At 70.6% G+C, this 11,860-nt stretch carries 14 protein-coding genes; 11 read left to right on the top strand and 3 right to left on the bottom strand.

The window, feature by feature from the left end:
- The coding region (locus ACFQ4O_RS10605; RefSeq protein WP_378775664.1) for an FAD-dependent monooxygenase at positions 1-452 on the bottom strand (452 nt) is incomplete at its 3' end.
- 169 nt (positions 453-621) lie between these two features.
- Between ACFQ4O_RS10605 and ACFQ4O_RS10600 the strand changes: the two genes are divergently transcribed.
- From ACFQ4O_RS10600 to thiD, 10 genes are all read left to right on the top strand, one after another.
- Positions 622-1,398, top strand: coding sequence for a TerC family protein (locus ACFQ4O_RS10600; protein WP_378775663.1), 777 nt, complete (start codon positions 622-624; stop codon positions 1,396-1,398).
- Between the two features lie 118 nt (positions 1,399-1,516).
- On the top strand, positions 1,517-2,467 hold the full coding sequence (locus tag ACFQ4O_RS10595; protein WP_378775662.1) for a hypothetical protein: 951 nt from the start codon (positions 1,517-1,519) through the stop codon (positions 2,465-2,467).
- A gap of 13 nt (positions 2,468-2,480) precedes the next feature.
- A complete protein-coding gene (locus ACFQ4O_RS10590; protein ID WP_378775661.1) occupies positions 2,481-3,455 on the top strand; it encodes a quinone oxidoreductase family protein in 975 nt (324 codons plus the stop codon).
- The gene (locus ACFQ4O_RS10585; RefSeq protein ID WP_378775660.1) at positions 3,452-3,922 is read left to right on the top strand and encodes a nucleoside deaminase; all 471 of its coding nucleotides are present in this window, start codon (positions 3,452-3,454) and stop codon (positions 3,920-3,922) included. The genes ACFQ4O_RS10590 and ACFQ4O_RS10585 overlap by 4 nt, the downstream gene beginning before the upstream one ends.
- 101 nt (positions 3,923-4,023) lie before the next feature.
- The gene (locus ACFQ4O_RS10580; RefSeq protein ID WP_378775659.1) at positions 4,024-4,488 is read left to right on the top strand and encodes a type II toxin-antitoxin system RatA family toxin; all 465 of its coding nucleotides are present in this window, start codon (positions 4,024-4,026) and stop codon (positions 4,486-4,488) included.
- Positions 4,485-5,474, top strand: a complete 990-nt coding sequence (gene thiL / locus ACFQ4O_RS10575; RefSeq protein WP_378775658.1) for a thiamine-phosphate kinase — start codon at positions 4,485-4,487, stop codon at positions 5,472-5,474. The genes ACFQ4O_RS10580 and thiL overlap by 4 nt, the downstream gene beginning before the upstream one ends.
- Positions 5,475-5,746: 272 nt before the next feature.
- Positions 5,747-6,589, top strand: a complete 843-nt coding sequence (locus ACFQ4O_RS10570; protein WP_378775657.1) for a lytic murein transglycosylase — start codon at positions 5,747-5,749, stop codon at positions 6,587-6,589.
- A gap of 157 nt (positions 6,590-6,746) precedes the next feature.
- On the top strand, positions 6,747-7,469 hold the full coding sequence (locus tag ACFQ4O_RS10565) for a phosphatase PAP2 family protein (RefSeq protein WP_378775656.1): 723 nt from the start codon (positions 6,747-6,749) through the stop codon (positions 7,467-7,469).
- Positions 7,470-7,580: 111 nt separating this feature from the next.
- On the top strand, positions 7,581-8,528 hold the full coding sequence (locus tag ACFQ4O_RS10560) for a DMT family transporter (RefSeq protein ID WP_378775655.1): 948 nt from the start codon (positions 7,581-7,583) through the stop codon (positions 8,526-8,528).
- A 66-nt stretch (positions 8,529-8,594) separates the two neighbouring features.
- Positions 8,595-9,413 (top strand): bifunctional hydroxymethylpyrimidine kinase/phosphomethylpyrimidine kinase, encoded by an 819-nt coding sequence (gene thiD / locus ACFQ4O_RS10555; RefSeq protein ID WP_378775654.1) that lies wholly within the window; start codon positions 8,595-8,597, stop codon positions 9,411-9,413.
- A gap of 32 nt (positions 9,414-9,445) precedes the next feature.
- On the opposite strand, the gene ACFQ4O_RS10550 is transcribed toward thiD, so the two are convergent.
- Entirely contained in the window at positions 9,446-10,477 is a 1,032-nt protein-coding gene (locus ACFQ4O_RS10550; protein WP_378775653.1) for a glycosyltransferase family 4 protein, read from the bottom strand.
- Positions 10,478-10,517: 40 nt separating this feature from the next.
- Complete coding sequence (locus tag ACFQ4O_RS10545) at positions 10,518-11,333, bottom strand: UDP-2,3-diacylglucosamine diphosphatase (RefSeq protein ID WP_378775652.1); 816 nt, start codon at positions 11,331-11,333, stop codon at positions 10,518-10,520.
- Positions 11,334-11,565: 232 nt separating this feature from the next.
- On the opposite strand from ACFQ4O_RS10545, the gene ACFQ4O_RS10540 reads away from it, so the two are divergent.
- Positions 11,566-11,860, top strand: a 295-nt coding sequence (locus tag ACFQ4O_RS10540; protein WP_378775651.1) for a DUF2852 domain-containing protein, incomplete at its 3' end; no start/stop codon positions are given.

The raw sequence follows: 11,860 nt of genomic DNA, 5'->3' as shown, positions 1-11,860 counted from the left end.
GCGACCGCGCCGCCCTCGTGCCGGAGGACGACGGCGTCCGGGCCGGGACGGCTCTCCAGAACCGGCGCCTCGACGCGGACCAGCCCGGGCTCGCGCGCGGCGGCCCGCTCCAGCGCCTCCACCAGCGGGGCGTTTGGCACGTTCCAGCCGAAGGCCTCCAGCCCGAGCTCGGCGGCGTCGAACGTCACCTCCGGGGTGCGGATCAGCCGGCGGCCGCCGTCCACGATCCGCAGCTTCCGCAGCGGCGCGGCGAGCGTCGCCACCTCGTCCCAGATCCCGGCCTCGCGCAGGATGGCGACGGAGCGGTCCAGCAGCGCGGTGGTGCGGGAATCGGCGCGGGCCTTCGGGGCGACAAGCGTCACGCGCGCCCCGGCGCGGGCGACGAGCAGGGCCGCCAGAAGCCCCGCCGGCCCCGCGCCCGCAACCGCCACGTCGTTCGTCGTCTCCGCCATGTCCGGCTCCTGTGATCGGGCGGCACCATAACGCGCAAGGTCGGCCCTCGGCCACCGCGGGGCGCGACGGCTTCGTGATCGTTTTCCACGACGTCGTGATCTTGCGGGCGCGGCCGCGGCGTCTATTTCGCGTCGCACCGCAACAGGCACGAGAAGGCGTCTCCCCCCAATGCTCGAGGTTTTCTCGACGCCGGAAGCGTGGGCCGCGCTGCTGACGCTGACGGCCATGGAAATCGTTCTCGGCATCGACAACATCGTGTTCATCTCGGTGCTTATCTCCAAGCTTCCCGAAGCCCGGGCCAAGGTGGCGCGTCAGATCGGCCTCAGTCTGGCGCTCGTGTTCCGCATCGCGCTTCTGTTCATGCTCACCTGGCTGATCGCGCTGCGCGAGCCGGTGATCGAAATCTTCGGCAAGGGCCTGTCCTGGCGGGACATCATCCTGATCGGCGGCGGCGCCTTCCTGCTGGTGAAGGCCACCCTCGAACTGCACGGCGCGGTGGAGGGCGAGGACCACGGCAGCAAGGGCGGCCCGGCCGCGGCCTTCGGCGTGATCATCGCCCAGATCGTCGTGATCGACCTCGTGTTCTCGGTCGACAGCATCATCACCGCCATCGGCATGGCCGAAGACATCGAGGTGATGATCGTGGCCGTGGTGATCGCGGTGGCCGTGATGTACGCGCTGTCCGGCCCGATCAGCGACTTCGTGTCGAAACATCCGACCACCAAGGTGCTGGCGCTCGCCTTCCTGCTGCTGATCGGCATGGTGCTGGTGGCGGACGGCCTCGGCTTCCACGTGCCGAAGGGCTACATCTACTCGGCCATGGCCTTCGCCTTTCTGGTGGAGATGATCAACATCGCCGCGCGCCGCAAGCAGACCAGGGCGAGCCACGCGGTCGGCGTGGAGGGCGACCCCAAGCCTGATCCGGCCGATCCGCTCGGGCGCTGACCCGATCTCTCGACGCGGGACGACCGGCCTTGCCGGCCGTCCCGCCCCATGCCACCGCTCCTTGAGGGCCGGCCCGCGCCAGCGACCCGGCTCCCCGTTCGTTCAGAGGGTTCCCCGCATGCGTCGAACGCTTCTCCTGACCGCCGCCATCGCCGGCCTGCTCGCGGCGGCCCCGGCGTCCGCCGACGACCTCGTCCGCGCGCGGGTCGACAATCTGAGCCATCCGACCAAATGCGCGGAGTTCGACAATGTCTATCTCACGCTGACCAATCCCCGCGCCCGCTCCTTCCGCATCGAGGTGACGCCGCCGGTCTATCTCGCCGATCTCAAGGTCGACGACACCGCGCCGAACTTCGACCACTGCGAGGCGATGAAGGACGACCCGAAGTTCAAGTTCGAGCCCAAGACGCTGACGCTTTACGAGGACGCGGACACGCGCATCCTCGGCTTCACCCATGAGGTGTCCTGGCGCGCCCGGGGCGCCGAGGTGGTGATCGGCGACGTGGACGAGCGCGACATCCACCTGATCCAGGTGCAGAAGAAGGTCGCGGACAAGTTCCAGGAGTATCTGGTCGTCTACCCGTTCGACGGCTACTGGCGCGCCAAGCCGATCCCGCCGCAGCGCTTTCCCGAGGCGGCCTACGGCACGTCGTTCCTGATCGGCCCGATCGAGGAGCAGCACCGCCCGATCGTGGACCTCGACCGTATCGAGATCGACGGCAAGAACCTCGTCTTCAAGCTCCGCTTCGCCCGCGGCGGAACCGGCGAGCTGAAGGTGGAGAAGGCGGAGCGCGACGGCGTCGCCCTCGCGGTCAAGCTGGACGGTCTGCCGGTGACGGCGGACAAGCAGGCGCCCTTCGCCGGCATCCGCTCCATGTTCGTGACCCCCGACAACGCCGACACCGCCCGCGTGGTGTGGCGCACGGACGGGGGCCTGTTCACGGAGAACGTGATGGACTTCAAATCCACCTCGACGGACGACGTGCGATTCGATCGCGTCGAACTTTCGAAGCACAACACCAGCGCGCCGGACGTGAGCTTCCGCGGCTTCCGCGGCGCGGGCGAGTGAGGAGGGCCGGTCCATGGCCAAAGCGATCCGCGTCAACGCCGCCGGCGGCCCCGAGGCCCTGAGCTTCGAGGACATCGACGTTCCGGCGCCGAAGAAAAACGAAGCGCACATCCGCCACACGGCGATCGGCGTGAACTTCATCGACGTCTACCAGCGCACCGGGCTCTATCCCGTGCCGACCCCCTTCACGCTCGGGCTCGAAGGCGCGGGCGTGGTGGTGGCGGTGGGCGAGGGCGTCGCCGACCTCGCGCCCGGCGACCGGGTGGCCTATGCGGGCGGCGGCAACGGCGGCTACGCCACCGAGCGGGTGATCGCGGCCGACAAGCTGGTGAAGCTGCCGGCGGGCGTCAGCGACGAGGTCGCGGCGGCGGCCATGCTGAAAGGCCTCACCGCGCAGGTGCTGCTGCGCCGGGTGTTCCGCGTCGGCGCCGGGCACACGATCCTGTTCCACGCCGCGGCCGGCGGCGTCGGGCAGATCGCCAGCCAGTGGGCGAACCATCTCGGCGCGACGGTCATCGGCACCGCCGGCGGGCCGCAGAAGGTGGCGCTGGCGAAATCCAGGGGCTGCGCCCACGTCATCGACTACCGCTCGGAGGATTTCGTCGCCCGCGTGCTCGAGATCACCAACGAGAAGAAGGCGGACGTGGTCTACGACTCCGTCGGCAAGGACACGTTCCCCGGCTCGCTCGACTGCCTGAAGCCCCACGGGCTCTGGGTCAGCTTCGGCCAGTCCTCGGGCGTCGTGCCGGACTTCCCCATCGGCCTGCTCGGCCAGAAGGGCTCGCTGTTCGCGACCCGGGCGAGCGTGTTCAACTATGTGGTCTCCCCCGCCGAGCTGCAGGCGGCGGCGGAGGACCTGTTCGCGGTGATCGCCTCCGGCGCGGTGACGGTGGATGTGGGCGCGCGCTACCCGCTCAGCGAGGCGGCCGAGGCGCACCGGGCGCTGGAGGGGCGGGCGACCACCGGCTCCACCATTCTGATCCCGTGACCGAGCGCGAGCTTTTGCTGCGCGCGGCGGAGCTGTCGCGCGTCCACAGTCTGGCGGGAGACGGCGCGCCCTTCGGGGCCGTCGTCGCCACGCCGGACGGGACCGTGGTGGCGGAGGGCTGGAACGAGACCTTCGTCGCCAACGACCCCACCGCGCACGCGGAGGTGGTCGCCATCCGCCGGGCGACGCAGGCGCTCGGCCGGCTCGATCTGTCGGGCCATGTGATCTACGCCTCCTGCGAGCCGTGCCCCATGTGCCTCGGCGCCATCTTCTGGGCGCGGCTCGACCGGGTGGTGTTCGCCAACAGCCGGGAGGACGCGGCCCGCTTCGGCTTCGACGACGCCGCGCTCTACGACGAGGTGGCCCGGCCACTCGACGCCCGGCGCATCCGCTGCGAACACGCGCCCCTCGACGAGGCGCTCGACGTGTTCGGCGAATGGGCGCGCTGGGGCGGCCCCGCCGGATGACGGAGCGCGCCGCGCTCCGTCCACGGCTCTCAGGCGACAAGCGGGCGGCGAGGCCCTATATCGCTTGAGACATCCTTGGCGCCTGACGCTCACGAGACCGAATGCCGAGCTTCCGCACCTCACGCCGCGTGCCCCATTCCGCCGACGAGATGTTCGACCTCGTCGCGGACGTGGAGAAATACCCCCTGTTCCTGCCGCTGTGCGAGGCGCTGAAGGTGCGCTCCCGCGAGGAGCGCGACCAGCGCCCGGTGCTGATCGCCGACATGACGGTGGCCTACAAGATGTTCCGCGAGACCTTCACCAGCAAAGTGACGCTGGACCGGGAGGCACGGACCATCACCGTGTCCTATCTCGACGGGCCGTTCAGCCATCTGGAGAACCGCTGGTCGTTCGAGCCGCGGTCCGAGGGCGGCAGCGAGGTGCGGTTCTTCATCGACTGGGAACTGCGCAGCCGCATGCTCTCCATGCTGGTGGGCGCGGCCTTCGAGCGGGTGTTCCGCCGCTACGCCGAGGCGTTCGAGCAACGCGCCGACCGGGTCTACGGCGTGAAGCCGGCGCTGGCGTGAGCGGCCGGCTGGACGAGTTCGGGCTGATCGCCCGCTACTTCCGACCCCTCGCCACGGCGCCGGGCGCCGCGGGCCTGACCGACGACGCCGCCATCATCCCCCACGCCTATGGCAAGGAGCTGGTGGTCACCACCGACGCCGTGGTGGCGGGGGTGCATTTCTTCCCCGACGATCCGGCGGACGCGGTGGCGCGCAAGGCGCTGAGGGTGAACCTGTCCGATCTCGCCGCCAAGGGCGCGCGGCCCACCGGCTATCTGGTGACGCTCGCGCTGCCGGACGTCTGGGACGAGGACTGGCTCGAAGCTTTCTCGGAAGGCCTCGCCATCGACCAGGAGGAGTTCGGCGTCTCGCTGCTCGGCGGCGACACGGTGCGCTCTCCCGGCGGGCTCGTGATCTCCATCACCGCCTTCGGCCATGCGGCGGAGGGCCATGTGCCCCGCCGCGACGGCGGCGCGCCCGGCCAGCGGCTCTACGTCACCGGCACGGTCGGCGACGCCGCGCTTGGCCTCATGCTGCGGCAGGACGAGCGCCTCGGCCGGCTGTGGGATCTGAGCCGCGCCGAGAAGGAGGCGCTGCTCGACCGCTATCTGCTGCCGGAGCCGCGGGTGGCGCTGGCGGGCGTGGTCGGCGCTTATGGCGCGGCCTCCATGGACGTGTCGGACGGACTGGTGGGCGACGTGCGGAAGCTGGCGGAGGCGTCCCGCGTCCGCGCGGTGATCGACGCCGCGCGGGTGCCGCTGTCGTCCGGGGTGGCGCGGGCGGCGCGGCTCGATCCGCCGGCGCTCGGCTCCGCGCTCACCGGCGGCGACGATTACGAGATCCTGGTCGCGATCGACCCGGAGGACGTGGAGGCGTTCGAGGCGGAGGCGATCTCCCACGGCGTGCGCGTCGCGGACATCGGCGTGCTCACCGAAGGCTCCGCCGTGCGCGTGGAGCGCCACGGCCGCGAGATGATCTTCCAGCGCGGAAGCTGGAATCACTTCTAGCCGCCGGTCGGAACGCGACGGGCTGAGGGCAGGGAGATGACGCGTGAGCCGCGCCGGATGACGCGGACGTGTTGCCGCCGCGCCACGGCGGGCGTTGAAGTGATGACGTCCGTGATTGAAACAGTAACCTTCGACCACGAAAATGCCGCGGAGCGTCAATCTTAGTCGGCGCGCCGCCCGTCTTTGGGGCGGACAACCCCATTCCAAGCCCCGATCGTCCCGCGCCTTGCGGAACGACTGCAGCAAAACCAGAAAAACGCGGCGGAGCACCCATGCGATCCACCCACAAACGTCTTGTCGGCGCCCTTGTCGGCCTCGGCATGGTCCTCGGCGGCGGCGCCGCGTCGGCTGCGTCCTGCAACGACGGCCCCGCCGGCTTCGACGCCTGGGTGCAGGCTTTCGAGCAGGAAGCGGTGTCCAAGGGCATCTCGCCGCGGGTGGCGCAGGCGGCCCTGACGGGCGTCGCCTATGACAGCCGCCTGATCGCCTACGATCGCACCCAGAAGCCGTTCAAGCTCACCTTCGAGCAGTTCGTGGCCAAGCGCGCCCCGGCCTCGCTGATCACCCAGGCCCGGTCGCGCATCCAGCGCAACAAGGCGCTGTTCGATCGCGTCGAGGCGCAGTACGGCGTGCCGGCCCCGATTCTCGCCACCATCTGGGGCATGGAGACCGCCTTCGGCGCCATCCAGGGCAAGAAGAACGTGTTCAACGGTCTGGCGACGCTCGCGTTCGACTGCCGCCGCACCGAGATGTTCCAGCGCGAGCTGATCGCCGCCATGCAGCTCGTCGACCGCGGCGACCTGACCATGGGCGAGATGCGCGGCGCCGAGCACGGCGAGATCGGGCAGGCCCAGTTCCTGCCGTCCAACTACCTGAAATACGCCGTGGACGGCGACGGCGACGGCCGCCGTGACATGGTGCGCTCCTCCGCCGACACCATCGCCTCCATCGCCAACTATCTCCGCGCCAAGGGCTGGCGCGCCGGCGGCGGCTGGGAGGAGGGCTCGGCCAACTTCGCCGTGCTCGGCGAGTGGAACAAGGCCCGCGTCTACCAGCGCGCCATCGCCTACGCCGCGACGCAGATCGACCAGGGCGGCTCGCGCGCCCAGCGCTGACGCTTTCCCATACGCGACGACGAACCAGAAGGCCCGCCGGCGTCGCCCGGCGGGCCTTTCGCTCGTTTGCGCCTCATCGCCCGTGGCGAAGCGGCGTCGGCGCGCTAGTTGAGAACGGCGCAGCGCAACCTTCCAGTGAGCCTTCGTGGATAAGCCCTTGTTTTTCCTCACGCGCTGGACGCCGGCCTGGCGTCTGCCGGAGTTCAACACCCTCGTCGCCTTTCTGGTGATTTCGGGCATGCTCTTCGCCTTCGCGAAGATCGCCGACGAGATGGCCGAGGGCGAGACCGCCCATTTCGACGACGCCCTGCTGCTGGCGCTGCGCCAGCCGGGCGATCTGGCGCGCCCCGTTGGGCCGTGGTGGCTGGAGGCGGCGATGGTGGACATCACCGCGCTCGGCGGCTGGACGGTGCTGACGCTGCTCACCGTGGTCGTGCTGGTCTATCTCGTCATCACCGCGCGCAAAGGCGCTGCGGCGCTGGTGCTGGCGGCGGTCGCCGGCGGGGCGCTGCTGTCCTCGGCGCTCAAGATCGGCTTCGCCCGGCCCCGGCCGGAGCTGGTGGACCATCTGGTCAATGTGAGCTCCGCCAGTTTCCCGAGCGGCCACGCCATGCTGTCCGCCGCGACCTACCTGACGCTCGGCGCGCTGCTCTCCCGCACGGAGCCGCGCCGCTCGGTGCGGGCGCTGATCTTCGGGGTCGCGGTGACGCTGACGCTGGTGATCGGCGTCAGCCGGGTCTATCTCGGCGTGCACTATCCGACCGACGTGCTGGCCGGCTGGTGCCTCGGCGGCTCCTGGGCGCTGATGTGCTGGCTGGTGGCCCGCTGGCTGCGGCCGAAGGGCGACGAGACCGACGCCCCGGCGACCTTACGCGAGTGACCGGCAGGGCGGCCATGCGGAAACGCCCGGTCCGGCGCCGCCCATGGCGCGGGGCTTCGTGGTAGGCAGCCCACGTTCATCTGTCCGCATGCGTGGTCTCGCGTCGTCGTCATGTTTCTCGGCATAGGCCTCAAGGTCCTTTCGGCCCTGCTGTTCACGGTCATGGCCGCGCTGATCCGCGCGCTCGGGCCGGACGTGCCGACGGGGCAGGTGGTGTTCGCCCGCTCGTTCTTCGCGCTCGCGCCGCTGATGCTCTGGCTCGTCTGGCGCGGCGGGGTGGGGGCGGCGCTGAAGACGCGGCGCCCCGTGGGCCGCGAGCTGCGCGGCGCGGTCGGCGACGCCTCCATGTTCTGCATGTTCGCAGGGCTTGCCCGGCTGCCGCTGCCGGACGCGACCGCGCTCGGCTACGCCTCGCCGCTGTTCACGGTGGCGCTCGCCGCCGTGCTGCTTCGGGAGCGGGTGGGCCCGCACCGCTGGGCGGCGATCGCGGTGGGGCTGACCGGCGTGCTGGTGATGCTGTGGCCGCAGCTTCACTCCGGGGCTCTGGCCTCGGCCGTGAGCGGCGCGCCGGACGCCAGCGACACGGCCGTGGGCGCCGCCTTCGCGGTGGGCGCGACGGCGTTGACCGCCGGCGCCATGATCCAGATCCGCCGCCTGACCCAGAGCGAGGGCACCGGGGCGATCGTGTTCTACTTCACGCTCTGGAGCATGGTGACGGGGCTCGTGATCTCCGCGCTGTTCGGCTGGCGCTGGCCGGCGGACGGGCGCGAGGCGGCGCTGCTGGTGGGCGTCGGGCTGGTGGGCGGCGTGGCGCAGATCCTGCTCACCGAGAGCTACCGTCACGCCGACGCCTCGCTGATCGCGCCGTTCGAATACACCAGCATCCTGTGGGCGCTGATCATCGGCCTCGCTGTGTTCGGCGACCTGCCCTCGGTTTGGGTGTTCGCGGGCGGCGCGGTCGTGGTGGCGTCGGGGGCGGCGGTCGCCTGGGTGGAGCGGCGGCTCGGGCTGAAGCGGGCGCGCGCGGCGAAAGCCGCGCCGCAATCGCCGACCGCCTGACGCGCCGCCACTTCAATCGCGCCGCCGGCCCTTGGCCAGGGCGCGGCGGCGCTTTATGCCAGAGGCATGAGCACGCCCATCGCCCTCACCGTCGCCGGCTCCGACTCCTCGGGAGGCGCGGGCGTTCAGGCGGATCTGAAGACCTTCTCCGCGCTCGGCGTTTACGGCGCCTCCGCCATCGTGGCGCTGACCGCCCAGAACACGCGGGGCGTGACCGCGATCCACGACGTGCCCGCCGACATGGTGACGGCCCAGATCGACGCCGTGTTCGACGATCTGGCGGTCGGCGCGGTGAAGATCGGCATGGTTTCCCAGAGCGCCACCATCGAGGCGATCGCCGCCGCGCTGACGCGCCATGCCCCTTCCGCCGTCGTGGTCGATCCGGTGATGGTGGCGAGTTCGGGCGCGCGGCTCTTGAGCGAGGACGCGGTCGAGACGCTGACCCGCCGGTTGATCCCGCTCACCACGCTGCTGACCCCGAACCTGCCCGAGGCCGCCGTGCTGACCGGCCGCGCCATCGCCCGCGACGAGGACGAGATGGCCGCGCAGGCCGAGGCGCTGCTGGCGCTCGGCGCCCGGGCGGTGCTGGTCAAGGGCGGCCACGGCGAGGGGGCGGAGAGCGTCGACGTGCTGCGGACCGCGGACGGCCTCGCCCGCCGCTTCGCGGCCCCGCGCCGCGCCACCCGCAACACCCACGGCACCGGCTGCACGCTGTCCTCCGCCATCGCGGCGGGGCTCGCGAAGGGTGCGGGACTGGAGGACGCGGTGGCCGCGGCGAAAGCCTATCTGCGCGCCGCGCTCGACCAGGCCGACGACCTGACCATCGGCCACGGCCATGGCCCCGTGCACCATTTCCACGCCTGGTGGCCGGCGGCCAAGGCCTGATCGCCCGGACGGCCTTCGTCACACGCGGACGGTCAGGCGGCACGGCCCTCGGCGTCGGCGGTCGCGATCACGTCGCGCACGTTCGCCACGAACTGCGCGGTCGCCTCGCGCCAGCCATGGGCCAGCGCCACCCGGCGCGCGTCCTCGCCGGAGAGCTTCAGCGCGGCGAGCGCCGCCGTGCGCAGGTCCGGGTCCAGCGCGCCGGCGCCGGTGCCCTCAAGCACGTCGAGCGGCCCGGTGACGGGGAAGGCCGCCACCGGAACGCCGCTCGCCAGCGCCTCCAGCACCACGATGCCGAACGTGTCCGTGCGGCTCGGGAACACGAACACGTCGGACGAGGCGTAGGCGGCGGCCAGCGCGTCGCCCTCCAGCGTGCCGGTGAAATGGGCGTCGGGATACGCGGCCTCGAGCTCCGCCCGCTGTGGCCCGTCGCCGACCACAACCTTGGAGCCCGGCAGGTCGAGCGCCAGAAACTCCTCGATGTTCTTCTCGGTGGCGACCCGGCCCACATAGAGAAAAATCGGGCCCGGCAGGTCGAAGGCGCGCGCGGTCGGGTCTGGCCTGAAGCGGTCGGCGTCGACGCCCCGGCTCCAGTGCATCAGCCGCTTGAAGCCCCGCGCCTCCAGGTCGCGCTTGAGCGAGGCGGTCGCCACCATGACGCCGTCGCCGGCGTTGTGAAACCGGCGCAGCCACGCATAGGTCCAGCGCTCCGGGATCGGCGCCCGGCGGCGCACATATTCCGGAAACTTGGTGTGGTAGCTGGTGGTGAAGGGCCGCTGCGCCCTGAGGCAGGCGCGCCGGGCCGCGAGGCCGAGAGGGCCTTCCGTCGAGATGTGCACATGGTCGGAGCGCGCGTCCGCGATCAGCTTCTCCACCGCGCCGGGACGCGCCAGCGACAGCCGGATCTCCGGATAGGTCGGCATGGGCAGCGTGCGGAACTGCTCCGGCGTGAGCAGCACGATCTCGACCCCGAAGGCGGGGGCGTGCTCCATCAGATGTTCGATGGTTCGGACGACCCCGTTGACCTGGGGGCGCCACGCGTCGGTGACCACGAGCACGCGCATTCCGGGCGAACCTCAACGCGCGCTCTGCGCGACCACGATCTCAGGCGGCGGCGCGAACGCCGGGCTGCTCGGGCGCGACCGCCGCAGGGGCGGCCGGCGCGGCCGCGTGCTCGGCCCAGCGGATCAGTTCGAACCGTCCATCGTAGTTTTCCGCCACCGCGGTGCAGCTTTCAACCCAGTCGCCGGTGTTGATGTAATCGACGCCGTTCATCTCGTGCATGGCGGCGTGGTGGATGTGGCCGCAGATCACCCCCTCCACGTCCTGCTTGCGCGCCTCCGCCGACAGGGTCTCTTCGAACTTGCCGATGAAGTTCACCGCGTTCTTCACCTTGAGCTTGGCCCAGGCGGACAGCGACCAGTAGGGGAAGCCGAGCTTGCGGCGGAAGAGGTTCAGATAGGTGTTGACGGTGAGCGCGGTCTCGTAGGCCCAGTCGCCGAGGAAGGCGAGCCATTTGGCGTGGCGCACCACCATGTCGAAGATGTCGCCGTGGATGACGAGGTAGCGCTTGCCGTTGGCGCTCTCGTGGATCGCGGTCTCCACCACCTCGATGCCGCCGAAATGCGAGCCGTAATAGCTGCGCAGGAACTCGTCGTGGTTGCCCGGCAGATAGACCACTTTGGCCCCCTTGCGGGCCTTGCGAAGCAGCTTCTGCACCACGTCGTTGTGGGTCTGCGGCCAGTACCAGCTCTGGCGTAGCCGCCAGCCGTCCACGATGTCGCCGACGAGATAAAGGGTGTCGGCGTCGTGGTGTTTTAGAAAATCAAGCAGAAGTTCCGCCTGACACCCCTTGGTGCCGAGGTGGACGTCGGAGATGAACAGGGCGCGAAACCGCCGGCCTTCCTCAGAATCGGACATGTTCATTCTCCGAGCTGATCCCTGATCTGCGACATAAGCCCGTTCCGTCTCACTCTTATGACGCGACAGCGGGAAGGTGGAGCAGCGCCCGCCCGCGTCCAGCGGCGCGCCCCGTTGCGCGCGACGTCTTGAACGGCGGCCCCGCCATCTCCACCTGTTCTGTAACCCGTTACCGCCTTGAGGCTTTTTCGCCGGGGCGCGCGTGGGATCGTTCGAGGAGAGAGACCGAGGAATGACTTCCAACCCCTATCTGGACGACGCCGTCATTCCGGGCGTCCCGCACCGCTGGAACGCGCTCACCATCGCGCTGATGGTGATCGGCTTCATCGTGTTCTGGCCGCTCGGCCTCGCCGTGATCGCCTATGTGCTGTGGGGCCGGCAGATCGCCGCATGGGCCCGCAGCGCCCAGAACCCGCTCCGGGGCGCGGGCGATTTCGGCTCCGCCGCCCGCAAGGCGGCCGATGACTTCACCCGCGCCATGGGCGGCGGCGCCGGCCCGGCGCGCGAGCGCCCCACCGGCAACGCCG

It is taken from the genome of Methylopila musalis, assembly GCF_042679725.1.
GTDB lineage: Bacteria > Pseudomonadota > Alphaproteobacteria > Rhizobiales > Methylopilaceae > Methylopila > Methylopila musalis.
This window is presented reverse-complemented; position numbering and strand designations above follow the sequence as displayed.

What these genes read in the sequence shown, in the direction of transcription:
- ACFQ4O_RS10600 (WP_378775663.1), top strand. Translation starts at nt 622, where the DNA reads ATGCTCGAGGTTTTCTCGACGCCGGAAGCGTGGGCCGCGCTGCTGACG.
- ACFQ4O_RS10595 (WP_378775662.1), top strand. Translation starts at nt 1,517, where the DNA reads ATGCGTCGAACGCTTCTCCTGACCGCCGCCATCGCCGGCCTGCTCGCG.
- ACFQ4O_RS10590 (WP_378775661.1), top strand. Translation starts at nt 2,481, where the DNA reads ATGGCCAAAGCGATCCGCGTCAACGCCGCCGGCGGCCCCGAGGCCCTG.
- ACFQ4O_RS10580 (WP_378775659.1), top strand. Translation starts at nt 4,024, where the DNA reads ATGCCGAGCTTCCGCACCTCACGCCGCGTGCCCCATTCCGCCGACGAG.
- ACFQ4O_RS10570 (WP_378775657.1), top strand. Translation starts at nt 5,747, where the DNA reads ATGCGATCCACCCACAAACGTCTTGTCGGCGCCCTTGTCGGCCTCGGC.
- ACFQ4O_RS10560 (WP_378775655.1), top strand. Translation starts at nt 7,581, where the DNA reads ATGTTTCTCGGCATAGGCCTCAAGGTCCTTTCGGCCCTGCTGTTCACG.
- thiD (WP_378775654.1), top strand. Translation starts at nt 8,595, where the DNA reads ATGAGCACGCCCATCGCCCTCACCGTCGCCGGCTCCGACTCCTCGGGA.
- ACFQ4O_RS10550 (WP_378775653.1), bottom strand. Translation starts at nt 10,477, where the DNA reads ATGCGCGTGCTCGTGGTCACCGACGCGTGGCGCCCCCAGGTCAACGGG.
- ACFQ4O_RS10545 (WP_378775652.1), bottom strand. Translation starts at nt 11,333, where the DNA reads ATGTCCGATTCTGAGGAAGGCCGGCGGTTTCGCGCCCTGTTCATCTCC.